Annotated in this window: 24 protein-coding genes, 1 tRNA gene and 1 pseudogene; 16 read left to right on the top strand and 10 right to left on the bottom strand. The window is 75.5% G+C overall.

Going from position 1 to position 21,569, the window contains the following annotated elements:
- Positions 1-36: 36 nt before the first annotated feature.
- Complete coding sequence (locus tag AD017_RS10000; RefSeq protein ID WP_060574034.1) at positions 37-1,236, top strand: FAD-dependent monooxygenase; 1,200 nt, start codon at positions 37-39, stop codon at positions 1,234-1,236.
- A gap of 1 nt (position 1,237) precedes the next feature.
- Here AD017_RS10000 and AD017_RS09995 read toward each other — a convergent pair whose 3' ends face one another.
- Together AD017_RS09995 and ppk2 are read right to left on the bottom strand one after the other, a co-directional pair.
- The gene (locus AD017_RS09995) at positions 1,238-2,341 is read right to left on the bottom strand and encodes an SDR family oxidoreductase (protein ID WP_060574033.1); all 1,104 of its coding nucleotides are present in this window, start codon (positions 2,339-2,341) and stop codon (positions 1,238-1,240) included.
- 147 nt (positions 2,342-2,488) lie between these two features.
- Positions 2,489-3,289, bottom strand: a complete 801-nt coding sequence (ppk2, locus tag AD017_RS09990; protein ID WP_010240989.1) for a polyphosphate kinase 2 — start codon at positions 3,287-3,289, stop codon at positions 2,489-2,491.
- Positions 3,290-3,447: 158 nt separating this feature from the next.
- On the opposite strand from ppk2, the gene AD017_RS09985 reads away from it, so the two are divergent.
- Positions 3,448-4,644, top strand: coding sequence for an MFS transporter (locus AD017_RS09985; RefSeq protein ID WP_010240991.1), 1,197 nt, complete (start codon positions 3,448-3,450; stop codon positions 4,642-4,644).
- On the opposite strand, the gene AD017_RS09980 is transcribed toward AD017_RS09985, so the two are convergent.
- Both AD017_RS09980 and AD017_RS09975 read right to left on the bottom strand, forming a co-directional pair.
- Positions 4,641-5,327 (bottom strand): SGNH/GDSL hydrolase family protein, encoded by a 687-nt coding sequence (locus AD017_RS09980; protein WP_060574032.1) that lies wholly within the window; start codon positions 5,325-5,327, stop codon positions 4,641-4,643. The two genes, AD017_RS09985 and AD017_RS09980, sit on opposite strands and share 4 nt — an antisense overlap.
- 24 nt (positions 5,328-5,351) lie before the next feature.
- Entirely contained in the window at positions 5,352-6,056 is a 705-nt protein-coding gene (locus tag AD017_RS09975; protein WP_060574031.1) for a hypothetical protein, read from the bottom strand.
- 88 nt (positions 6,057-6,144) lie between these two features.
- On the opposite strand from AD017_RS09975, the gene AD017_RS09970 reads away from it, so the two are divergent.
- The 6 genes from AD017_RS09970 (at position 6,145) to AD017_RS09945 (ending at position 11,932) form a co-directional block, all read left to right on the top strand.
- Positions 6,145-6,372, top strand: a complete 228-nt coding sequence (locus tag AD017_RS09970) for a hypothetical protein (protein WP_010240997.1) — start codon at positions 6,145-6,147, stop codon at positions 6,370-6,372.
- A 5-nt stretch (positions 6,373-6,377) separates the two neighbouring features.
- The gene (locus AD017_RS09965) at positions 6,378-7,235 is read left to right on the top strand and encodes an NAD(P)-dependent oxidoreductase (protein WP_174521795.1); all 858 of its coding nucleotides are present in this window, start codon (positions 6,378-6,380) and stop codon (positions 7,233-7,235) included.
- 79 nt (positions 7,236-7,314) lie between these two features.
- The gene (locus AD017_RS09960) at positions 7,315-8,013 is read left to right on the top strand and encodes a response regulator transcription factor (RefSeq protein ID WP_010241001.1); all 699 of its coding nucleotides are present in this window, start codon (positions 7,315-7,317) and stop codon (positions 8,011-8,013) included.
- Positions 8,010-9,494, top strand: coding sequence for a HAMP domain-containing sensor histidine kinase (locus AD017_RS09955; RefSeq protein ID WP_139316979.1), 1,485 nt, complete (start codon positions 8,010-8,012; stop codon positions 9,492-9,494). Before AD017_RS09960 ends, AD017_RS09955 begins: the two co-directional genes overlap by 4 nt.
- A 58-nt stretch (positions 9,495-9,552) precedes the next feature.
- Positions 9,553-11,205 carry a trypsin-like peptidase domain-containing protein gene (locus tag AD017_RS09950; protein ID WP_060574029.1) on the top strand — a complete coding sequence of 551 codons (1,653 nt, stop codon included), beginning with the start codon at positions 9,553-9,555 and terminating at the stop codon, positions 11,203-11,205.
- A 235-nt stretch (positions 11,206-11,440) separates the two neighbouring features.
- Positions 11,441-11,932: a molybdopterin-binding protein gene (locus AD017_RS09945; RefSeq protein WP_010237740.1), complete on the top strand. Its 492-nt coding sequence runs from the start codon at positions 11,441-11,443 to the stop codon at positions 11,930-11,932.
- A gap of 64 nt (positions 11,933-11,996) precedes the next feature.
- Here the strand turns inward: AD017_RS09945 and AD017_RS09940 are convergent, their stop codons facing one another.
- Entirely contained in the window at positions 11,997-12,413 is a 417-nt protein-coding gene (locus AD017_RS09940) for an antitoxin (RefSeq protein WP_010237742.1), read from the bottom strand.
- 161 nt (positions 12,414-12,574) lie between these two features.
- On the opposite strand from AD017_RS09940, the gene AD017_RS35240 reads away from it, so the two are divergent.
- Positions 12,575-12,742 carry a hypothetical protein gene (locus tag AD017_RS35240; protein WP_162832149.1) on the top strand — a complete coding sequence of 56 codons (168 nt, stop codon included), beginning with the start codon at positions 12,575-12,577 and terminating at the stop codon, positions 12,740-12,742.
- 16 nt (positions 12,743-12,758) lie between these two features.
- Here AD017_RS35240 and AD017_RS09930 read toward each other — a convergent pair whose 3' ends face one another.
- Positions 12,759-13,415: an SAF domain-containing protein gene (locus AD017_RS09930; RefSeq protein WP_060574027.1), complete on the bottom strand. Its 657-nt coding sequence runs from the start codon at positions 13,413-13,415 to the stop codon at positions 12,759-12,761.
- A 15-nt stretch (positions 13,416-13,430) separates the two neighbouring features.
- Between AD017_RS09930 and AD017_RS36160 the strand changes: the two genes are divergently transcribed.
- Positions 13,431-13,742, top strand: a complete 312-nt coding sequence (locus AD017_RS36160; protein WP_029239772.1) for a hypothetical protein — start codon at positions 13,431-13,433, stop codon at positions 13,740-13,742.
- 62 nt (positions 13,743-13,804) lie between these two features.
- Here AD017_RS36160 and AD017_RS36155 read toward each other — a convergent pair.
- Both AD017_RS36155 and AD017_RS09920 read right to left on the bottom strand, forming a co-directional pair.
- Positions 13,805-13,963 (bottom strand): annotated as a pseudogene (locus AD017_RS36155) (FmdB family zinc ribbon protein); the annotation flags it as partial.
- A 37-nt stretch (positions 13,964-14,000) separates the two neighbouring features.
- Positions 14,001-14,624 (bottom strand): 5-formyltetrahydrofolate cyclo-ligase, encoded by a 624-nt coding sequence (locus AD017_RS09920; RefSeq protein WP_060574026.1) that lies wholly within the window; start codon positions 14,622-14,624, stop codon positions 14,001-14,003.
- Between the two features lie 61 nt (positions 14,625-14,685).
- Between AD017_RS09920 and AD017_RS09915 the strand changes: the two genes are divergently transcribed.
- The 6 genes from AD017_RS09915 (at position 14,686) to AD017_RS09890 (ending at position 19,945) form a co-directional block, all read left to right on the top strand.
- Complete coding sequence (locus AD017_RS09915; protein WP_060574025.1) at positions 14,686-15,588, top strand: UTP--glucose-1-phosphate uridylyltransferase; 903 nt, start codon at positions 14,686-14,688, stop codon at positions 15,586-15,588.
- A 2-nt stretch (positions 15,589-15,590) separates the two neighbouring features.
- Positions 15,591-16,811, top strand: a complete 1,221-nt coding sequence (gene glp, locus AD017_RS09910; RefSeq protein WP_082399152.1) for a gephyrin-like molybdotransferase Glp — start codon at positions 15,591-15,593, stop codon at positions 16,809-16,811.
- Between the two features lie 74 nt (positions 16,812-16,885).
- Positions 16,886-17,479 carry a GNAT family N-acetyltransferase gene (locus tag AD017_RS09905; protein ID WP_227013368.1) on the top strand — a complete coding sequence of 198 codons (594 nt, stop codon included), beginning with the start codon at positions 16,886-16,888 and terminating at the stop codon, positions 17,477-17,479.
- Between the two features lie 210 nt (positions 17,480-17,689).
- On the top strand, positions 17,690-19,063 hold the full coding sequence (glpR, locus tag AD017_RS37385; protein ID WP_145984038.1) for a gephyrin-like molybdotransferase receptor GlpR: 1,374 nt from the start codon (positions 17,690-17,692) through the stop codon (positions 19,061-19,063).
- Between the two features lie 44 nt (positions 19,064-19,107).
- Positions 19,108-19,183 (top strand) — tRNA-Ala (locus AD017_RS09895).
- Positions 19,184-19,312: 129 nt separating this feature from the next.
- Complete coding sequence (locus AD017_RS09890; protein ID WP_010236777.1) at positions 19,313-19,945, top strand: DUF5701 family protein; 633 nt, start codon at positions 19,313-19,315, stop codon at positions 19,943-19,945.
- Between the two features lie 24 nt (positions 19,946-19,969).
- On the opposite strand, the gene AD017_RS09885 is transcribed toward AD017_RS09890, so the two are convergent.
- Both AD017_RS09885 and AD017_RS09880 read right to left on the bottom strand, forming a co-directional pair.
- A complete protein-coding gene (locus tag AD017_RS09885) occupies positions 19,970-20,680 on the bottom strand; it encodes a CopD family protein (RefSeq protein WP_060574021.1) in 711 nt (236 codons plus the stop codon).
- Between the two features lie 257 nt (positions 20,681-20,937).
- Positions 20,938-21,522, bottom strand: coding sequence for a copper resistance CopC family protein (locus AD017_RS09880; protein ID WP_060574020.1), 585 nt, complete (start codon positions 21,520-21,522; stop codon positions 20,938-20,940).
- Positions 21,523-21,569 lie beyond the last annotated feature (47 nt).

Genomic DNA, 21,569 nt, shown 5'->3' with positions numbered 1-21,569 from the left:
CGTCCGGGGCGGCGGTGGAGCGCCTACCGTCGGGGCATGGTGCAGCACGTCCTGGTCTCCGGAGCGAGCGTCGCCGGCCCGGCGCTCGCCTCCCTGCTGACGGCGTCCGGAGTGGACGTCACCGTCGTCGAGCGGGCCGACGGCCTGCGCGAGGAGGGACAGAACGTCGACGTCCGCGGGGTCGGCCGCGAGGTGCTGCGCCGGATGGGGCTGGAGGACGCCGTGCGCGCGGCGGGGACCGGCGAGTCGGGCACCGACTTCGTCGACGGGCGCGGGCGGCCGTTCGCGTCGTTCGACGCCGGGACCGACGACTCCGGCGGCGCCACCGCCGAGCTGGAGATCCTGCGCGGCAGGCTCGCCAGGATCCTGCACGACGACTCGCTGCCCGGGACGCGGTACGTGTTCGGCGACCGCATCACCGCCCTGCACGACGACGGCGAGGGCGTCGAGGTCGAGTTCGAGCGCGGGCCGCGGCGCCGGTTCGGTCTCGTCGTCGTCGCGGAGGGGCTGCGCTCGCGCACCCGGGAGCTGATCGTGCCCGGCGCCGCCGTGCACGAGCTCGGCCTCTACTGCGCGTACGCCGCGATCCCGCGGACCACCGGTGACGACGACCGCTGGCGCTGGCACCCCTGCGGCCGCGGCCGGACGGCGTCGCTGCGGCCCGACGACGCCGGCACCACCCGGGTGTTCCTCAGCTTCGTCTCCGACGTGCGCGGGCTCGACCGGCTCGGCCGCGACGACGTCGTCGCCGTGCTGCGCGCGACCTACGCCGACGCCGGCTGGGAGGTCCCGCGGATCCTGCGCGACCTCGACGACGCCGAGCTGTACTTCGAGGCGATCGGCCAGGCCCGGCTCCCCGCCTGGAGCAGCGGCCGGGTCGCGCTGCTCGGCGACGCCGCGTACGCGTCGTCCCCGATCAGCGGGATGGGGACCACGCTGGCTCTCGCCGGCGCCTACGTGCTGGCGGGCGAGCTCGTCGCGCACGACGACCCGCGGACCGCCCTCGCCCGCTACGAGCAGGTGCTCCGGCCGCTGGTGACGCGGGCACAGAAGCTGCCGCCCGGCACGCCGCGGCTCGCCCACCCGCGCACCGCGGCCGGGCTCGCCGCGTTCCGGGCCGCGACCCGGCTCGCCGCGTCACCGGCGTTCGGGGCGCTCTCCGGCCTGGTCCGGCCGCCCGCCGAGGCGATCACGCTCCCCGCCTACCCGGTGCCGGGCGGGCCGCTCGCCGCCTGAGTCAGACCATCGCCGCGGTGCCGACCTGCGGGTTCTCCCGGTAGAACCGCACCATCGGGCCGACATGCTCGTCGAACGCCGGGCAGTGCACGCCCAGCCCGGCGAGGGTCGCCGTCGTCGCCGCGGTGTCGTAGCGCGAGGGGTGCGTGAGGTAGTCGAGCGTGCTGGACGGGACCTTGAACAGGCGTCCGACACCGGGCACGTGGTCGATCGAGAACGCGGCCGCACCGGTCGGCATCGGGACCACCCGCAGGCGTGTGCCGAGCTGCTCGGCGAAGGTCTCGCACATCCGGGTCACCGTCGGCGGGTCAGGCTGGGCGAGCGCGAAGGTCCGGCCGGCCGCGCCGTCGTGCCCGGCGAGGGCGGCGATCGCGTCGACGACGTAGTCGGACGGCACCAGGTTGAACTGCGTGCGCGCCGTCTGCCGGGGCAGCGGCACGAACGCGGTGCGGCCCTGCCGGGCCAGCAGCTGCAGCAGGTAGTAGGGCCCGTCGAACTTCTGCGTCGCGCCCCGCACCGCGTCCCCGACGACGATCGAGGGCCGGTAGACCGTCACCGGCAGTCCCGCGTCGCGGGCCTTCGCGACGACCCGTTCCGCCTCGTGCTTGGTGTGGTCGTAGTGGTTCGCGAACGCCTGGCCGAGCTCGAGGTCGGTCTCGGAGAAGATGCCGTCGTAGCGGCCGGAGACGTAGCAGGTGGAGACGTACTGGAGCCGGGTCAGGCCGGCGCCGCCGGCGGCCGCCACGGCGAGCTCGACGACGTGGCGGGTGCCCTCGACGTTGACCCGCCAGGCGACGTCCGCAGGCACCGACAGGTCGTAGACCGCGGCCAGGTGGAAGATCTCCAGCGGCGCGGCGAGCAGCCGGGCCCGGTCCTCGCCGGACAGGCCGAGGCCGGGCGCGGTGATGTCGCCGACGACGAGATCGGTGCGGCCCGCGATCTCCGGGTCCTCGTGCTCGATCCGGTCCAGCGTGGCCCGGGCCTGCCCGGCGAACTTCGCCTGCACCAGTGCCACCGCGCGGGCGCCGGGGGCGCGGCGCAGCGTGCGCGGCAGCAGGGCCGATCCGAGGAAGCCGGGGAATCCGGTGAACAGGACGACGCTCACGGCCGCGCCACCTCTCCGCGCGGCCGGGGCGCCGCGCCCGTCGTCGATCGGCCCGGCCGGGGCGCGGGCCCGTGTCGCGGGCGACGGTATCCGGTACCGCCGGTACCGGACGGCGTGGTGTGCGGGACGCCACCCGTCCGGGCGGTGCTACCCGGCGAGCGTCGCGGCGTGGTCGGGGACGTCGCGCTGGACCTCGCGCGACGGCCGCTCGTAGCCCGACGACGGGGCCCGCTCCGGCAGCGTCAGCACCCGGCGCTCCACCGGCTCCCACGGGATCGCCGACAGCAGGTGGTGGATCATGTTGATCCGCGCGTTGCGCTTCTGCTCGGCCTCGACGATCCACCACGGGGCGTGGTCGGTGTCGGTGTGCACCAGCATGTCGTCGCGGGCCTTCGAGTAGTCGTCCCACCGGGTCATCGACTCGAGGTCCATCGGGGACAGCTTCCACTGCTTGAGCGGGTTGTCCAGCCGCTCGGCGAACCGGCGGGCCTGCTCGTCGGCACTCACCGAGAACCAGTACTTGAGCAGGTGGATGCCGTCGTCGACGAGCAGCTGCTCGAACACCGGGGCCTGGCGCAGGAACCGCCGGTACTCGGCCTCCGAGCAGAACCCCATGACCCGCTCGACGCCGGCGCGGTTGTACCAGGACCGGTCCAGCAGCACGATCTCCCCGGCCGCCGGCAGGTGCTCGACGTAGCGCTGGAAGTACCACTGCGTCGTCTGCCGCTCGGTCGGCGCGGGCAGCGCGACGATCCGGCAGAACCGGGGATTGAGGTACTGGCTGACCCGCTGGATCGCGCCACCCTTGCCCGCGGCGTCACGGCCCTCGAACACGACGACGACGCGTGCGCCGCTCGCCCGCACCCACTCCTGCATCCTCAGCAGCTCGCCCTGCAGACGGAGCAGTTCGGCGTCGTAGACCTTGCGGGGCAGCTTTCCGGTCGCCATCGGACCACCCAACCAGATCGACGTGACGGAGTGGACACGGTTCCGGCTGGCAATCCGCGAGTTTCCTCGTCTAGCGTGGATATTCGCGTCGAGGCCGCCGCCCGTCATCTCCGAGCCACGTCGGCTCACCCACCACACGTCCCAGGAAGGGTCCGCTGATGCGTGCCGTCACCACGCGCCCCTCGCTCGCGCTCGCCGCGCTGGCCGTCGGCGCCTTCGCCATCGGTACCGGCGAGTTCGTGATCATGGGCCTGCTGCCCGATGTCGCCGGGGGCCTCGGCGTCGACATCCCCGACGCCGGCCGCCTGATCTCCGCCTACGCGCTCGGCGTCGTCGTCGGTGCGCCGCTGCTGATCGCGGCGGCGAACCGGTTCCCGCGCAAGGCCGTGCTCATCGCGCTGATGGGCGGCTACGCCGGGTTCAACCTGCTCTCCGCCCTCGTACCGGGCTACGGCCTCGTGCTCGGCGCGCGGTTCCTCGCCGGACTGCCGCACGGCGCGTTCTTCGGCATCGGTGCGGTCGTCGCCGGGAGCCTGGTCACCAAGGACCGCCGGGCCCGCGCGATGGCGATGATGTTCGCCGGGCTCACCCTGGCCAACGTCGCCGGCGTCCCGGTCGGGACGCTCGTCGGCCAGCAGGCCGGCTGGCGGTGGGTGTTCGCCGTCGTCGGGCTGATCGCCGCGCTCGCCGCCGCCGCGATCGTGCTGTGCGTGCCGGACGTCCGCAGCGCCACCCCGGTCCGCCTCGGCCAGGAGCTCCGCGCGCTCGGCCGCCGTCCGGTGTGGATGGCGCTGCTGATCGGGACCGTCGGCGGTGCCGCGCTGTTCTCGACCTACAGCTACATCACCCCGATGCTCACCGAGATCGCCGGCTTCACCCCGACCGAGGTCACGCTGCTGCTGGCGCTGTTCGGCATCGGCATGACCGTCGGGAACATCGTCGGCGCCCGGCTCGCCGACATCGCGACCATGCCGACGATCTACGGCGCGCTCACCGCGACCGCGGTCGTCTCGCTGCTGTTCGTCCCTGCCCTGCAGAACCAGGCGACCGCGATGATCGCACTGTTCACCCTCGCGGTGACGACGTTCGCGATCGTCCCGCCGGTCCAGCTGCGGATCATCACCGCGGCCGGGGACGCCCCGAACCTCGCGTCCGGGGCGAACCAGGCTGCGTTCAACGTCGCCAACGCGCTCGGCGCCGCCCTCGGCGGCGCGGTGATCGCCGCGGGCTTCGGGTTCGCCTCGCCGAACGTCGTCGCGGCCGGGCTGGCCGTCGTCGGGCTGGGCGTCGCGATCGTCGCCGGCCGCACCGCGAAGGCCGACGCGCGCCGCGAGCCCGCGCAGGTCGGCAGCTAGTACCCGGCCCGGCGCAGGGCCTCGGTGAACACCTCGGCGATCGCGGCGTAACCGCGGTCGTTGGGGTGGAACCGGTCGGACGCGAGCTTGCCGCGCCAGTGCCGGGTCCGGGGATCGCGCAGCTCCGCGAGCACGAGCTCGCGGCGCCGCACGGCGTCGTCGATCAGGCCGTTGACCTGCAACGCGGCCGCGAACGTGCCCGGCTGGTTGCCGATCACCGTCCCGCGCGGCAGCCGGTCGAGCAGGACGGCGTAGCGGTCGCCGACGCCGTCCTGGTGTTTCGGCTGCATCAGGTCGTTCGAGCCGATCAGGCAGATCAGCAGGTCCGGCCGCAGCCGCAGCGCCGCGGGCAGCTGCTGGTGGAGCACGTCGTCGACCCGGGCGCCGTGCTGCGACAGGTTCACCAGCCGCCACCCCGGGAGCTCCGGTTCCAGGCGGCCGGCCCAGCCGCCCTCCGGGCTCGTCGCACCGAGGCCCTGGGCCATCGAGTCGCCCAGCACCACGCACAGCGGCCCGGTCCGGGCGAGCTCGGCGCGGTTGCGTTCCCCCCAGTAGGCGGCGAACGGCCCGATCTGCTCCTGGACGCGGCGGATCGCCGGGACGAACCGCGACGCGAGGGTGATCAGGCGCCCGGGCGGGCGGCCGGTCCGGTTGGAGAAGCCGGGATCACCCGTGTCGGTCACGCCAGCCAGTCAAGCAGAGACGGCTCAGCGCACCGTCGTCCCGTCGCCCGCGATCCGGGCGGTGAGCGGGGTGTCGGGGAACGAGCGCAGGCTGCGCTTGAGCTCGGCGAACCCGGGCCAGGTCGCGAGGGTGTACGTCGCGTCCCACAGGCGCAGCGCGTCCTCGCCGAACGGCACCGTGTCGATCACCGGGCCGAAGAGGGCGGGCCCGTCCGGCGGGGAGAACGACAGGATCGGCGTGCCGACGTCGTCGCCGCAGCGCGAACGGGCCTCCTCGACGTTCGCCCGCAGGTCGTCGTCGAACGCGGTGTCGTGCGCGGCGTCGGCCAGGGCGGGGTCGAGGCCGAGCCCCTCCAGCACCGGGCGCAGGTCCCACTCCTGCGCCATCACCTGCATCACGGGGTCGAAGCCGTCGCCGTCGGGGGCGGGGGAGTCCCAGACCAGCTCGCCGAACCCGGTGTAGAGGTCGCCGACGACCTCGGGGCCGTACCTGTCCGACGCGGCCCGGACCACCCGCAGCATCTCCAGCCCGCGCCGGTGCGAGTCCGGGTAGGACTCGGACACCTTCCGGCGCTCCTCGTAGGAGATGCCCTCGTTCAGCATCACCAGCGGCAGCGGGCGCCAGGTCACGGCCAGCTCGCGCTGCCGGCCCACCTCCACCACCCAGCGGGAGGTGACCCAGCAGAACGGGCAGATCGGGTCGAAGAAGAACTCGAGTTCGTCGCTCATCACCCGCGGGGTACCCGCCCGGCGTGGCCTCCTCACCGGACGAACGACCTCGGATGCGGCTCCGGGCGCTCGACGGGCCCGGCTCACGATGGACCGGGAGCCGCTCCTGGGACCGGACGAGCACGGCATCCGGCGCGACGCCGACATCGCCCCGGTCCGCACCGCCGACCGGCGGTTCGCCGACGGCGACCACGACGTCTTCGGTGACGGCACGCTCGTCCTGCTCGCCCGCGAGCACTCCGCCGAGATCCGGGTCTCGCACGACCCCCGGCACCGGGCGGACTTCGGCGCACCCGGCGACGTCGTCCTACGGTGACGTCCATGACGAGCGTGGCACTGCTGGGAACCGGGATCATGGGCGCCGGGATGGGGCACAACGTCCTGGCCGCGGGTCTGGAGCTGCGGGTCTGGAACCGGACGTCGTCGAAGGCGCAGCCGCTGGCCGACGCTGGCGCGACCCTGTGCGAGGACCCGGCCGACGCCGTCCGCGGCGCCGACGTGGTCGTGACGATGCTCGGCGACGCCGGCGACGTCACCGCCGTCATGGAGCGGGCGGCCGGCGGGCTCACCGAGGGGCAGGTCTGGCTGCAGACCACCACGGTCGGCGTCGAGCCGTTCGACGGGCTCCGCCCGATCGCGGAGCGGCACGGCCTGGTGCTGCTCGACGCCCCCGTGCTCGGGACCCGGGCGCCCGCCGAGTCCGGCCAGCTCGTGATCTTCGTGGCGGGCGACCCGTCGGTGCGGGCGACCGTCGACCCGGTGCTCGACGCCGTCGGGAGGCAGACCGTGTGGGTCGCCGACACGAACGCCACCGCAGCCGCGAGCCGGCTGAAGCTCGTCGCGAACAGCTGGGTCCTCGCGATCACCGCCGCCACCGGGGAGTCCGTGGCGCTCGCCCAGGGGCTGGGCGTGGACCCGCAGGCGTTCCTCGACGCGGTCGCCGGTGGCCCGCTCGACCTGCCCTACCTGCAGAACAAGGCCGCCGCGATCCTCGCCGACGACTGGACGCCGAACTTCACCGTCGACAACGCGGCGAAGGACGCCGGCCTGATCGTCGAGGCCGCGGAGGGCGCCGGGGTGCGGCTCGACGTCGCGGAGGCGGTGCGGGAGCGGCTGCGGCGGGCGTCCGGGCGCGGGCACGGCGGCGACGACATGGCCGCGGCCTACAAGGCGTCCTGACCTGCTCCCACCCGGTGGTGACGGTCGCTACCCGAGCGCCGCTCAGCAGCCTCTCAGACGTCTGGGCGAGACTGGCGCCATGCGCATTCTGGTCGTCGACGACGACAAGGCGGTCCGTGACTCGCTGCGCCGCTCCCTGGCCTTCAACGGCTACCAGGTCGATCTCGCCGAGGACGGCCAGGCCGCGCTGGACAGGATGCTCACCGACCGGCCGGACGCGCTCGTCCTCGACGTGATGATGCCGCGGGTCGACGGCCTCGAGGTGTGCCGCCGGCTGCGCAGCGCGGGCGACGACCTGCCGATCCTGGTGCTGACGGCGCGGGACGCGGTGTCGGACCGGGTCGCCGGTCTCGACGCGGGCGCCGACGACTACCTGCCGAAGCCGTTCGCGCTGGAGGAGCTGCTGGCCCGGCTCCGGGCGCTGCTGCGCAGGCGGGTCCCCGACACCGACGACGGCGCCGACCCGCCCAGTGCCGCGCTGACGTTCGCCGACCTGTCGCTGGACCCCGACACCCGCGAGGTGTCGCGCGGCGGACGGTCGATCAGCCTCACGCGCACCGAGTTCTCCCTGCTGGAGCTGCTGCTCGCGCACCCCCGCAGGGTGCTGACCCGCGGGCAGATCCTCGAGCAGGTGTGGGGCTACGACTTCCCGACCAGCGGCAACGCGCTCGAGGTCTACGTCGGGTACCTGCGCCGCAAGACCGAGGCCGACGGCGAGCCGCGACTGATCCACACCGTGCGCGGCGTCGGGTACGTGCTGCGGGAGTCGCCGCCGTGACCGGCCCGCCCCACTCCGGCCCGATCCGGCTCGGCGAGACCGAGGAACGGGGCGAGCGCTGGTGGCGGCGGGTGTACGGGTACCGCGCCCCGGACCGGGAGCGGTTCACCCTGCGCGCCCGGATCGGCGTGCTCGCCGCGCTCGTCGCGGCGGCGATGGTGCTGATCGTGTCGGCCGCCGCGTTCCTCGTGGTCCGGCAGAACCTCACCAGCTCGCTGGACGAGACATTGCAGCTGCGCGCGCAGGCCGCCGCCGAGAGCGACCTGATCAACCCGCAGCTGCTCGCGGCGCTGCCACCCGCCGTGCTGGGCGCGGCGGACCTGCACATCGCGCTCGTCTACGCCTCGGGCGTCTACACCTCCGCCGACCCGACCTCGATGCCGCCGGTCGACGGCCCGGAGCTCGCGGTCGCCCAGGGCGAGGAGAAGATCCAGCCAGGCCGGACGGCGTCGCTCGAGGGCGTCCCGTACCGGGTCGTCGCGGTACCGGCGGGGGAGGGGCGTGCACTCGTCATCGCCCAGCAGCTGGACACGATGACCCGGGTGGTGTCCCGGCTCGGCACCGCGCTGCCGCTGGTCGGCCTGGGCGGGGTCGTGCTGGCCGCGCTGGCCGGTGTGGCCGTCGCCCGGACGGGGCTGCGGCCCGTGCAGCGGCTGACCGCGGCGACCGAGCGGGTCGCGAACACCGGGGACCTGCGGCCGATCCCGGTGTCCGGGTCCGACGAGCTGGCTCGCCTGACGATCAGCTTCAACGCGATGCTCGGGGCGCTGGCCGCGTCGCGCGAGCAGCAACGACGGCTGGTGGCCGACGCCGGACATGAGCTGCGCACACCGCTGACGTCCCTGCGCACCAACCTGGAGCTGCTCGCCGCGGCCGACCGGCCGGACACCCCGGACCTCCCCGCCGACGACCGCGTGGAGCTGCTCGGCGACGTCCGCGCCCAGGTCGAGGAGCTCTCGCACCTGGTCGGTGATCTCGTCGAGCTGGCCCGCGACGACGCCCCCACGATGGCCACCGAGGCCCTCGAACTGGGCGAGGTCGTCGAGCGCGCACTCGCCCGGGTCCGCCGCCGGGCCGGGGAGGTCGAGTTCGACGTCCACCTCACCCGCTGGACCCTCGACGGCGACGCGAACGCCCTCGAACGGGCCGTGCTGAACCTGCTCGACAACGCCGTGAAGTGGAGCCCGCCGGGCGGCACGGTGCGGTTGTCGATGGTCCCCATCTCCCCGGAGTGGCTGGTCGTCGAGGTCGCCGACGCGGGCGACGGCATCGCCGCCGAGGACCTCCCGCACGTCTTCGACCGCTTCTACCGGGCCGACCTCTCCCGGACGATGCCCGGCTCCGGGCTGGGCCTGTCGATCGTGGCGCAGGCCGCGGCCCGGCACGGCGGCGAGGTCCGCGCGGGCCGGGCCCCCGAGGGAGGGGCCCTGCTGTCGATGGCGCTGCCGGGCCGGCACGTGGACGGGGCCGGCAGCCCATAGCCTGGGGGGACGGTCCGGGACGGCGGGCCGTGCACGCGATGTGACGGACGGTGGACGCATGGCCCAGGACAACCCGCCCGACGAGGGGACCGGCGCCGACGTGCCGACCACCGGCGGTCCCGGCTCGGCGGGAGCCGCGTACCCGGAGAGGTCCGGTGCCGGCGAGCGGGAGACCGGGCGCGTGGACTCCGGGACGGCCGCGGCCGGGACCCCGGCGGACCTCCGGGCGGGGGACGACGGATCGGCGGCGGACCGCGGTCCGGACACCGCGGACACGGTGGGCACCGGTTCCGGGGACACCGGCACCGGGGACGCCGGATCGGACGGGGTCGTCACGGCCTCCACCCCCGCCTCCAACCCTGCCGACCGACCGGACCCGGACGCGGGGCCGGACGCCGACGCCGTCTCCACCCAGGACCCGCCGACCGACCGGTGGGAGGTCCCCCCGGCCAGCCCGTGGTCCCGCTCCGGCGGCACCGACCCGGGGGCCCCGGCGCACGGGACGGGAGCGCCGGACCCGGCGGCGGAGGGGGGGACGGGAGCGCCGGACCCGGCCCGGCCCGTCACCGAGCAGCTGCCGCCCTGGGCCTACGGGGCGCAGCCGGTGCCCGGCGACGACCCGTCCGGTGGCCCCGGGGTGGACGCCCCGCCGCCGCGCCGGCCGCGCCGGACCGTCGCGATGATCGTCGGCGGGCTGGTGCTGGCCCTGGTCGCCGGCGCCATCGGCGGCGCGATCGGCACCGACATCGCCCGCTCGTCGGCCTCCGGCGGGGGTGTCCTCGACTCCCCGGTCCCCGAGGCCGAGTCCGACCTGCCCGTCACCCCCGTCGAGTCGGTCGCCGCGCGCGTGCTGCCGAGCGTGGTGCAGCTGCGGGTCGAGGGCGGTGCCGGCAACACCGGCAGCCGCGGCGAGGGCTCCGGCATGGTGATCAGCGAGGACGGCCTGATCCTCACCAACAACCACGTGGTGGAACCGGCAGGCTCCGGCGGGACGCTGCGAGCGGTGCTGCAGGACGGCCGGGTCGCGGTGGGCTCGATCGTCGGCCAGGACCCGCAGTCCGACGTCGCGCTGGTCCGGGTGCAGCTCGCCGGCCTCACCCCGGTCGAGCTCGCGAACTCCGACGGCGTCCGGGTCGGGCAGCAGGTCACCGCGTTCGGCTCCCCGCTCGGGCTCGGCGGGTCGGTGACCACGGGCATCGTGTCCGCGCTCGACCGGGCCGTGAGCGTCGGCGGTGAGGCGGGTGGTGCCTCGACCGTGCTGAACGCGATCCAGACCGACGCCGCGATCAACCCGGGCAACTCCGGCGGGCCGCTCGTCGACATGGAGGGCCGGGTCGTCGGGATCAACTCGGCGATCGCGACGGCGGGTCCCGGCGGCGGGTCGATCGGCGTCGGGTTCTCGATCCCGGTGAACCAGGCCCGCCGGATCGCCGACCAGCTCCGGACCGGTGGCCCGGCCACGCACGCCGTGCTCGGCGTCGAGGTCGCCGACGACCCGCAGCTCGGCGGGGCGATCGTCCGGACCGTCACACCCGGTGGCGCGGCGGAGCAGGCCGGGCTGCGGCCGAACGACGTGGTGCAGCGGCTCGGTGACCAGCGGATCTCCACGGGCACCGATCTCCAGGCGGCCGTCCGTTCCCAGCCGCCGGGCAGCGTCGTCGAGCTGCAGCTGCAGGACCGGACCGTTCAGGTGACACTCGGGGAGCAGTGAGGTGCGCATGCATCCGCACGTGAATACGCAACGTCCACACGGACGGGTCCGGCCGGGTGGAGCCGCTCGCATCTCGTTGACCTGTGAAACATCCGCATGATGGGCTGTCTGCGTATTCGGTGGTGCCCCACCGGATGCGACCGGAGCGCCGTGCCGGCGCGGGTTCCCCCTCCCCGCACCGGTGCGGCCTCCCCGTGGGCGCCGCCGGCCCGGCGATAGGGTGACGACCATGGAGATGCCGGGTCCGCAGATCGGCCGTGCCCTCGTGGTGATCGTCGACGACCGGGTCAGTGGCGGTGAACGCTCGGACGAGACCGGTCCGCTGGTCACCGAACTGCTGGAGGAGGCGAACTTCCTCGTCGACGGTGTGGTCACCGCGCCCGGCGACGTCGTCGCCATCCGCAGCGCGCTGAACACCGCCGTGATCGGCGGGGTCGACCTCGTCGTCACCGTGGGCGGGACCGGGGTCTCGCCGCGCGACGTCACCCCCGACGCGACGACCGGGGTCCTGGACCGTCCGGTGCCGGGCATCGCCGAGGCCGTCCGCGCCTCCGGGCTCGCGGCCGGTGCGGTCGACGCCGGTGTGTCCCGCGGGGTCGTCGGGGTCTCCGGCAGCACGCTGGTCGTCAACCTCGCCGCGTCGCGGGCCGCCGTCCGCGACGGCATGGCCACGCTGACCCCGCTCGTCCCGCACGTCATCTCGGAGCTGTCCGGCCCGCTGGCCTGATCTCCCCCGAACACGGACGGGCCCCGGCGGAGCGACTCCGCCGGGGCCCGTCCGTCGTCGTGACTCAGTTCGCCGGCGGCACCGGCGGCACGCCGCCCTTCCCGTCGTCGGTCGACGACGGGGGCGGGGTCGCCGGCGGCTGCGACGCGGCCGGGTTGCCGTCCGGCTTCAGCGCGTCGCCCCCGGGCGGCGCCGGCGGAACCGGCGGCACGGAGTCCGACCGGGTCCCCGCACCCGGCGGGGTCTCGCCGGTGTGACCGAGCGCCCCCTCGACCTTGCCCTTCACCCCGTCGATCTGGCCGCTGTACTTGCCGCCGGTGGCGTGGTCGACCCGCTCCGCGGCCTTCTCGACGAGCGGCCCGGCCTTCTCCTTCGCCTTCTCCAGGTGCGGGCCGGCCTTCTCCTTGGCCTTCTCCAGGTGCGGTGCGGCCTTCTCCAGCGCGTTCTCGGCGGCCTCGCGGGCCTTGTCCAGGAACCCCATGACCGGTCCCCCTCCTGCTGTCGGCGCCCACGACACCCGTGGACGTGATGCGTACGGCTGGGTCCATGGTGGCACCGCACGGCGATCCGGTGGTGCCCGGCGAGCCCGGCGCGGCACGGTGCAACGCGATCGACACCTCCGTGCGGTGCCACCATGGGGGCATGACCGAGCCCGCGGACCGGCTGCGCCGGCGGATCGAGGAGATCTTCGGCGACGACCACGCCACCACCGCCGACGAGCGCTCCGACGGCGGCTCGGCCGAGGAGCGCGACGACCGCGACCCGGACCGGTGGTTCACCGAGAACCGGCCCCCGCACCACGGCGGCTGACCCGCACCGGTGCCGCTCACCGGAGCGTCACCGTGACCTCGCCGCCCAGGGTCGCGGCGGCCACCGCGGTGGCCTCGCCCTCCGGCAGCGCCACGAGAACCAGGGGGCCGGGCTCGGCGCGCGCCCCGGGCCCGCCCGTCGGCGACGGCGGCAGCACCGCGACCACGACGGCCCGGGCCGCGAGCACCCGTGGTCCCTCCGGGCCGTCCGTGACGACGTCGACCCGGGAGCCGGGGGAGAGCAGCGCCGCGACGGCCGGGTCGGCGGGCCGCAGCGGGACCGCCGACGCGCCGGGGCCGCCGGCGCGCACGGCGAGCCCGGGCCCGACCAGGCGCAGGTCCGTCAGGGGCTCACCGGCCCGGACCGGACCGGCGGGGACCCGGCCACCCGCGTCGGCGACCGCGCGCAGCGCACCGGCGGGCACGAGGGCCGGCGGCCACGCCGTGACGGTCAGGTCGGCCGGCTCCAGCGGTACCCCGGGGGCCAGATCACGGGCCGCGACGAGGACGCCCGCGCGGTCGTCCGCGGCGTCGGGGAGCAGTGCCACCACGAGAGCGGCCAGCGCGAGCAGCGCGGCGGCGACCCGCCGCAGCAGCAGGGCACGGGACCAGGCCGGTGCGCGCAGCAGGCGCTCCCAGGGGCGCGGCACCCGCCGCCGATCGTCGTCGTCCATGCCCGCTCCTCCGCCGTGGTCGTCGAGCCGACGCTAGGGCGGGAACGGGCGCTCCACGGCCCTGTTCACGGGCCTGTGGATGGTTCAGCTACTTGTGGACAACTCCGGGCTCAGGAGCCGGCGGCCTTCGACGACGAGGACGCCGAGGAGGACGATGACGACGAGCCCGAACCGGACGTCGCCGCCGCGGACGACGACCCGGAGGAGTTCGAGGAGCTCGACGAGTCCGAGGACGAGGAGGACGACGAGGACGACGACGCCGTGCTGTCCGCCTTCGACGACTCGGAGGAGCCACTGACCGAGCCCGACCGGGAGTCGGTGCGGTAGAAGCCGCTCCCCTTGAACACGATGCCGACCGAGGAGAACACCTTGCGCAGCTTGCCGCCGCAGTTCGGGCAGGTCGTGAGGGCGTCGTCGGAGAACGCCTGCACCGCGTCGAAGCGGTGGTCACACGACGTGCATGCGTACTGGTAGGTCGGCACAACATCCTCCGGGCGGCCGTCGGGCACTCGAGCAGCTGGCACTCCCACACTGCGAGTGCCAAGCATACTCGGCCTCGCGCGCGGGTCCGAGCCGTCCGACCGGTCAGGGGGAGACGTGCACCACCCCGGCCCGCGGGAGCACCACCGCACCGACCGGTACGTCGTGGTCCTCGGCGGGCACCTCGTCGAGGAACTCGCCGTCGTGCAGCGGGACGGCGGTGAGGGTCCCGGGTGCGAGCAGCGGCAGCGTGCGGTCGTAGTAGCCGCCGCCGCGTCCCAGCCGTCGCCCCCGCCGGTCGACGGCCAGCGCCGGGACCAGGACCAGGGCCGCGGTGGCGACCGCCCCGCTGCCGAGGCGCTCGCCTGCGGGTTCGTCGACACCCAGCGACCCGCGGACCAGGTCGTGGCGGCCGGTGTAGCGGGTCCAGTCGAGCGGACCGGGCTCCGCCGGGACGACCGGGACGAGCACCGTGCACCCGGCGGCGAGCAGCGCGTCCGGGAGGGAGCCGCCGTCCGGTCCGGCGGCGCCGGGTTCGGTCCCGATCGGCAGGTAGCAGGCGACCGGACCACCCCGATCGGATGCGAGCGAGATCACATGCGGGGCGAGCGCGGCGGTGGTCGCGGCGCGGTCCCCGGGGGGCCTGGCGGCACGTGCGTCCAGCAGCGTGCGGCGCAGGGTCCGTTTGGCGTCACCGGGTCGCCCACCCTGATCAGGGGACGATCTCATCCGTGGCCTCCGCGCGAGCCGTCACCGCCACAGCCTAGTGCTGTGGCTAGGCTCGCCGACCATGAACGCGCAGACCTCCAGCACGGCCGGGGCGTTCCGTACCGCCGTGGTCCCCGCGGCCGGTCTCGGTACCCGGTTCCTGCCGACCACCAAGGCCGTGCCGAAGGAGCTGCTCCCCGTCGTCGACACGCCGGGCATCGAGCTCGTCGCGGCCGAGGCCGCCGAGGCGGGCGCGGAGCGGCTGCTCATCGTCACCTCGCCGGGCAAGGAGTCCGTCGCGGAGTACTTCCGTGAGGACGCCGAGCTGGTGAAGACCCTGGAGGGTCGCGGCAAGGACGACCTGGCCGCACGGGTCCGTCGCGCCCCCGGACTGCTCGAGGTCGACTCGGTCTACCAGTACGAGCCGAAGGGGCTCGGGCACGCCGTCGCCCAGGCCGGGCCGGCGCTGCGCGACGACGAGGGGGCCGTCGCGGTGCTCCTGCCCGACGATCTCGTCCTGCCCACCGGGGTGCTCGGGAAGATGGCAGAGGTGCGCGAGCGGCTCGGCGGCAGCGTGCTCTGTGCCTTCGACGTCCCGCGGGAGCAGATCTCGGCCTACGGCGTCTTCGAGGTCTCCGACACCGACGACGACGACGTCAAGCAGGTCCACGGCATGGTCGAGAAGCCGGCGCCCGACGAGGCTCCGTCGAGCTTCGCCGCCGCCGGCCGCTACCTGCTGGACCGGGCGGTCTTCGACGCGCTGGACCGGATCACCCCGGGCGCCGGGGGCGAGCTGCAGCTGACCGACGCCGTCGCGCTGATGATCTCCGAGGGGCACCCGGTGCACGTGGTCGTGCACCGTGGGGGCCGCCACGACCTGGGCAACCCCGCCGGCTACGCGCGGGCCTACGTCGACCACATGCTCCGGCATCCGGAGTACGGCGAGAGCCTGCGCGGCTGGCTGAACGACCGCCTGAAGGACTGACGTTGCGTACGGTCATCGAGCACCTGAGCCGCATCCTGGACGTCGCCGTGCGGCCCGCGCCGGTGCGGGTCGCGATCGCGGACGCGCAGGGACTGCGCAGCGCCGAGGAGGTCGTCGCGGGGCGCCCGCTGCCGGTCTTCGACCAGGCCGCGATCGACGGCTACGCCGTGCGCAGCGTCGACGTCGCCGGGGCCAGCGAGGCCTCCCCGATCACCGTCCCGGTCGTCGGGGAGATCGCCGCGGGCTCGCGGCAGCCGCTGCGGCTGCAGCCAGGGCAGGCGGTCCGCGTCGCGGCCGGGGCGCCGCTGCCGACCCTCGCCGACGCCGTCGCACCGGTGGGCTGGACCGACGGCGGCGCCGCCCGCCTGTCGGTGCACCGCAGCGTGCCGTCGGCCGGGTTCGTCCGCCGGGTCGGCGAGGACGTCCAGTCCGGTGACGTGGCGGTGCGCGAGGGCGACATCGTCGGATCGGCGCAGGTCGCGATGCTCGCCGCGGCGGGGCGGGACAAGCTGCTGGTGCACCCGCGACCGCGCGTCTCGGTCGTCGTGGTCGGGGACGAGATGGTCGAGGTGAGCAGGTCGGCGTCGTCCGGCCAGGTCGCCGACGTCTGCTCGCACGCCCTGGTCGCCGCCGCCCGCGAGGCGGGGGCCGAGACCAACCGGGCCCGCACGGTCGGCGGCAGCGCCACCGAGATCCGCGGTGCCGTGGAGGACCTGCTGCCGGCCAGCGAGATCGTCGTCGTCTGCGGTGCGGGTGGTGGGGCGACCGCGGCCGAGGCCAAGAGCGGCCTCGCCGACCTGGGCGGGATCGACGACACCCGGATCGCGATGAACCCCGGCTCCGCGCAGGGCTACGGGCGGCTCGGGCCGGACGCCGTGCCGGTGTTCCTGTTCCCGTCGCACCCGGCCACCGCGCTGGTGCTGTTCGAGGTGTTCGTGCGGCCGCTCGTGCGGCTGGCGCTCGGCCAGGAGCCGGTCCGCCGCACCTGGACCGCCCGGCTGACCTCGCCGGTCGTCTCGCCGGAGGGCCGGCGGTCCTACATCCCCAGCCGGCTGCTGCGCTCCGACGACGGCGGCGAGCTGCTCGCCCAGCCGCTCGGCGCCTCCGGTGCACACCTCCTCGCGGTGCTGGCCGAGGTCAACGCCCTGGCCGTCGTGCCGGAGGACGTCACCGAGCTGACCGTCGGCGAGCAGATCGAGCTCGTGGCCCGCGGCCGCGGCTGACCGCCGTGCCTCCGCCCGTCCCGGAGCCACCCGGGAGCCACCCCGGGTGGCCGGCGCGGCTGGGGCCGCTGTGGGTGCGTGACCACGAGATCCGGCTGCGCCCGGTGCGGCTGCGCGACGGCGCGGACTGGGCGCGGATCCGGCTGCGCGACGAGGACCACCTGCGCCCGTGGGAACCCACCACCTACGGCGGCTGGTCCCGCCGGAACTCCACCGTGGAGTGGCCGGGCCGCTGGTACCTGCTCCGATCGGCGAGCCGGCGGGGCCTGTCGCTGCCGTTCGCGATCACGGTGGACGGTGCGCTCGCGGGACACGTCATGATCGGCAACCTCGTGCGGGAGCCGCTGCTGTCGGCCTACGTCGGCTACTGGCTCGACTCGCGTCTCGGCGGGCGCGGGATCACCACCGCCGCCGTCGCCCTGGTGCTGGACCACTGCTTCGGGCCGGTGCGGCTGCACCGGGTGGAGGCGACCGTCCGGCCGGAGAACATGGCCAGCATCGCGGTGCTGACCCGCCTCGGGTTCCGCCGGGAGGGCCTGCTGCGCCGGTACCTCGACGTCGACGGTGCCTGGCGCGACCACTACGGCTTCGCCGTGACGGCGGAGGAGACCCCGCCCGGCGGGTTCGCCGGGAAGCTGATCCGGGAGGGCCGCGCGGCGCGCGCCTGATCCGCCACGCTCCGTAGTAGGGACTGCGCGAACGGTGACCCACCGGAGTCACACCGGTCCCGCCGGTCCCTGGAATCGCAACGTCCGTCCGGGGGACGACGGCGCGTCGCACCCGGGTCCCGCAGGATTCCCCTCTTAAGGTGATCCACGGTGGACGGGATCGGGGCCTGTTCACCGGGTGGACTGCGCCGGTCGGGGAGGAGGCAGCCCGTGCCCAGCTCTCTGATCTTCGTGGGTCTGGTCGTGCTGTGGCTGCTGATCCTCGTGCCGACCGTCGCGCGGCGCCAGCAGGAGGTGGCCCGGCTCAGTCCGGCGCTGCTGTCCGGGCGGGTGCTGGAACGTCCGATGCGTCATCGATACCCGGAGGTGGGCCAGATGGAGCGACCGAGCACCGTCGGCGAGCTGGTCGAGGCGCGGGACGACGTCCCGGGCCCGCGCGGCCGCGACGACGACCGCCACGACTCCGACGACACCTACGACAGCTACGACACCTACGACGCCGAGATCGACGACGACGGCCGCGTGCACGGCCTCGACGACGACCTCGACGGTCCCGTCGACGAGGTCCACGAGGGCCCTGGTGACGGCCGGGACGGCGGGCGGGCCGAAGACCGGGAGCGCGATCCCCGGTCCGGCCGCGCCGCCGCCCGGTACCGGCCGGACCGCGACGCCGGTCCCGCCGACACGGACCTCGAGGACGACGGGTTCGACGACCGCGGGTCCGACGGCGGGATCGACGACGAGGACGCGGACGACGTGCGGCACGACGGCAGGCACGACGGCAGGCACGACGACAGGCACGACGACGTCGACTACCTCGACCGGGACGACGAGCACGACGCCGATCCCGACGAGCGGGCCGGGTACGACGACCTCGACCACCCCGAGGGCGCCGACGCTCTCGACCGCACCGACGACCTCGACGATCTCGACGACCTCGACACCGACGACCCCGAGCAGGCCCCGACCCGGTACCGGCCCGGCCGGGGCGGGTTCGACCCGGAGGCCGCCGCCGCGGCCGCGCACGCCAAGTACGCGTTCCGCCAGCGTGTCGTGCTCGCGCTGCTCGTGCTGCTGCTGGCCGCCGGTGCCGTCGCGCTCCTGGTCTCCGCGGTGTTCTGGTGGGTCGCGGGCGCCCTCGGCGCCGGGCTCGTCGGCTACCTGACCTACCTGCGCCGTCAGGTGCGGATCGAGGAGTCGATCCGGGCCCGCCGGGCCGCGCGACTGACCGGGGCGCGTCGTCGTCCGGAGGTCGAACCGGAGATCGAGGAGCGGCCCGACACCGATCCCGCGCACGCGGACCACGACGACGCGGGCGACGCCGACGACGAGACCGACTGGACCGCCGACGACGGCGAGCCCACCCGCGTCCGCGGCACCGGGGAGCCCCTGGGGGTCCTCCCGGCGCGCCGGCGCACCGTCGACGGTACCGCCTCCACCGAGCACGAGTCGTCGCTGCCGCGCCTCGAGGTGGCCCCGCCGCCACCGGTTCCCGACGGGACGTCGCTGGTCGACGTCGACGAGGAGGAGCGTCCGGACACCATGGACGACCTGACCCCCCACCGGCGCGCGGTGGGCGAATAGGGGTCTGTTAGGGTTCTCCAGGTCAGCCCGAGAGGGCGGGCCGCGGGGCTGTAGCGCAGTTGGTAGCGCGTCTCGTTCGCATCGAGAAGGTCAGGGGTTCGATTCCCCTCAGCTCCACCACACCTCACAGGCCGGACCCGGCGATCGGGTCCGGCCTTCGTCGTTCCCGGGAGAGTTCCGGCATCGGGAACACCCCGTCATCCAGGGGCGTTGACGGGCGGCCCGACCCGCCCGACCCGGAGGTCCCGCGTGCCCGTCCCCACCCTCCCGTCCGTCGCCGACCAGGCCGAGAAGCTGATCGAGCTGGGAGCCACCGGCCCCCTCGCCCCGGACGTGCTGCGGAAGGAGGCGGCCGCGCTGCCCGGCGGTCCGGGCCTGCTCGTCGTCGCCGGATTGCGGCCGTCGGCGCTCGCGCCACTGCTGCGCCGTGCCGGGCGGCCCGGTTTCGTCGTCGAGGACATGACCGACGCCGACGACTTCGCCCCCACCGCCGAGGTCCCGGACGCCCCGGTCTGGCTGCTCACCGATCCCGGTCGCGGCGACGACCTGCAGAACGCGTCGCCGGCCGAGGCGGAGGTGGAGTTCGCCGCCCGCGACCGGCTCCCGATGCTCCTCACCGAGGGCGTCCAGTGGGCGCTGCAGGCCCCCGACGTGCTGGAACGCAACCACTGCTTCATGACGACCGGCTCCCGGCTGCGGAAGGCGACCGGCCGGTTCGACGCCCGCACCCCCGCCGTCTGGATCTCGAACGGCACCGGGCGGGACGGCCGGGACCGCCGCGACGCCCCGAAGGTCGGCTGGTGCTGGTGGAACAACCGGCACACCTGGCTGGGCTTCGGATCCGGTGCCGCGCGGCTGGTGGGGCCTGCGCCGGCGCGCTGAACACCCGGACGGCGCGCCCCCGGGTCAGGCCGTGTGGGTGAGGGTCGCCGCGACGCCGGTCGCGGCGACCAGCACCAGGATCTCGACCGCGGCCCAGGTGAGGACGGGTGACCGGCCGTCCCGCAGCCGGCGACGGGTGCGGGCGCCGAGCGCGACCGCCCCGGCGAGCAGCGCCACCTTCGTCAGGACGACCGCGCCGTACGTCGTCGTGACCAGGTCGGCCGGCGACGACAGCCGCGCGGTCGCGGCGGCCACCCCGGACAGCGTCAGCACCGCGACGCAGACCGCGGCGAGCCGGGAGAACCGGGGCAGCGCGACCCGCAGCACGGCGGGGTCCCGGGCCAGGACGAGGACCGCCCCGAGCCCTCCCACCCACAGCAGCGCCGCCGCCACGTGCAGCACGACACCGGGCACGGCGAGCGCGGCTGCCGGTGACGCGGCCGTGTGCCCGGTCGCGGCGGGCGCGGCCGCACCGGCCACGGCGACGACGAGCACCAGCGCCGGCGGTCCGGCGCCCTGACCGGGCCGGGCGGGCCGGGCCGCGACGGCCCCGGCCAGCAGCACCACCGCGACCGCGGCGGCGAGCAGCCCCGCCCCGGCCCGGGGACCGGTGAGGAACGCGACGACGTCGCCGATCCGCACCGACCCGAGCGGGCGTCCTGCGAGGATCGCCCCGCGCACCACCGCCTCGACCAGCAGCACGGCGAGCCAGGCCGGCACGGCGGCCGCGAGCACCCGGTCGGCGCCGGGTGCGCGGCCGGGGGCGAGGAGCGCGGCGAGTGCCGCCCCGGCGACGGTGAGCGCGGCGAGGTCGGCCGCCGTCCGTACCAGGGTGCGGGCGACGTCGAGCGGGACGCCGTCCGGTCCGATCCCGCCGGTGACGCCGGCCGTGAGGACCGCGGCGCCCGCAGCGACCGCGCACCAGGCGGCGGGCCCGGCACGGGGCTCCCGGGCGGGCCCGGCCTCCCCGGGAGCGGGGACGTCGGCGGAGGTCAGCTCTTCGCCCGGCGCAGCGCGACGACCGCGCCGCCACCGATCACGACGACGGCGGCGAGGATCCAGGGCCAGACCGGCGCCCCGTCTCCCGACTCCGCCGCGGCGGGTGCCGCCGACGCCTCCGGGGCGGGGGAGCCCGGTGCCTCCGCGCCCGGCGCGGCGGCCGGGGCGGGGGTGGTGGCCGCGGCGCCGGGGCCCGGCCGGGTCAGGGTGAAGGGAACGGTCCCGGCGACCGGGTGGCCGTCGTCGGAGACGACCCGGTAGTCGACGGTGTAGGCGCCGGCCGGTCCGAGCGGGCGCAGCGGCACCGTGAGGGTGGCGCCGTCGCCGGTGGCGGGGCCGGCGGCGTACGCGGCGCCGTCCGGGCCGCGGACCGTCACGGTCGCCTCGTCGGCGGGGATCTCCTCGGAGAACGTCAGCGTCACCGTCGTCGGTGCGTCGGCCACCTGCGCGTCGGCGGCCGGGGTGCTGGACTCGAGCTCGGTGTGCGCCCAGGCCGGTGCGGCGCCGAGGACGACGGCGAGCAGCACGGCGGGCAGCACGACCGCGGCGCGCCGGAGGGTGGGGAGTAGGGGGCTCACCCCGTAGCGGTCGTCGTGGACGCCGGTCCGGTTCCCGTGGTGCCGAG

This window comes from Pseudonocardia sp. EC080619-01 (assembly GCF_001420995.1).
In the GTDB taxonomy this organism is placed as follows: Bacteria; Actinomycetota; Actinomycetes; order Mycobacteriales; family Pseudonocardiaceae; genus Pseudonocardia.
The sequence above is the reverse complement of the archived record's forward strand: the minus strand, read 5'-3'. Positions and strand labels throughout refer to the sequence as shown.

Excerpts from the sequence above, each read along its gene's own strand:
- AD017_RS09970 (WP_010240997.1), top strand. The coding sequence starts at position 6,145 with ATGGACCGGGAGCCGCTCCTGGGACCGGACGAGCACGGCATCCGGCGC.
- AD017_RS09915 (WP_060574025.1), top strand. The coding sequence starts at position 14,686 with ATGAACGCGCAGACCTCCAGCACGGCCGGGGCGTTCCGTACCGCCGTG.
- AD017_RS09965 (WP_174521795.1), top strand. The coding sequence starts at position 6,378 with ATGACGAGCGTGGCACTGCTGGGAACCGGGATCATGGGCGCCGGGATG.
- AD017_RS09920 (WP_060574026.1), bottom strand. The coding sequence starts at position 14,624 with ATGAGATCGTCCCCTGATCAGGGTGGGCGACCCGGTGACGCCAAACGG.
- AD017_RS10000 (WP_060574034.1), top strand. The coding sequence starts at position 37 with ATGGTGCAGCACGTCCTGGTCTCCGGAGCGAGCGTCGCCGGCCCGGCG.
- AD017_RS09940 (WP_010237742.1), bottom strand. The coding sequence starts at position 12,413 with ATGGGGTTCCTGGACAAGGCCCGCGAGGCCGCCGAGAACGCGCTGGAG.
- AD017_RS09945 (WP_010237740.1), top strand. The coding sequence starts at position 11,441 with ATGCCGGGTCCGCAGATCGGCCGTGCCCTCGTGGTGATCGTCGACGAC.
- AD017_RS09985 (WP_010240991.1), top strand. The coding sequence starts at position 3,448 with ATGCGTGCCGTCACCACGCGCCCCTCGCTCGCGCTCGCCGCGCTGGCC.
- AD017_RS09950 (WP_060574029.1), top strand. The coding sequence starts at position 9,553 with ATGGCCCAGGACAACCCGCCCGACGAGGGGACCGGCGCCGACGTGCCG.
- AD017_RS09975 (WP_060574031.1), bottom strand. The coding sequence starts at position 6,056 with ATGAGCGACGAACTCGAGTTCTTCTTCGACCCGATCTGCCCGTTCTGC.
- AD017_RS09930 (WP_060574027.1), bottom strand. The coding sequence starts at position 13,415 with ATGGACGACGACGATCGGCGGCGGGTGCCGCGCCCCTGGGAGCGCCTG.
- AD017_RS35240 (WP_162832149.1), top strand. The coding sequence starts at position 12,575 with ATGACCGAGCCCGCGGACCGGCTGCGCCGGCGGATCGAGGAGATCTTC.
- ppk2 (WP_010240989.1), bottom strand. The coding sequence starts at position 3,289 with ATGGCGACCGGAAAGCTGCCCCGCAAGGTCTACGACGCCGAACTGCTC.
- AD017_RS09960 (WP_010241001.1), top strand. The coding sequence starts at position 7,315 with ATGCGCATTCTGGTCGTCGACGACGACAAGGCGGTCCGTGACTCGCTG.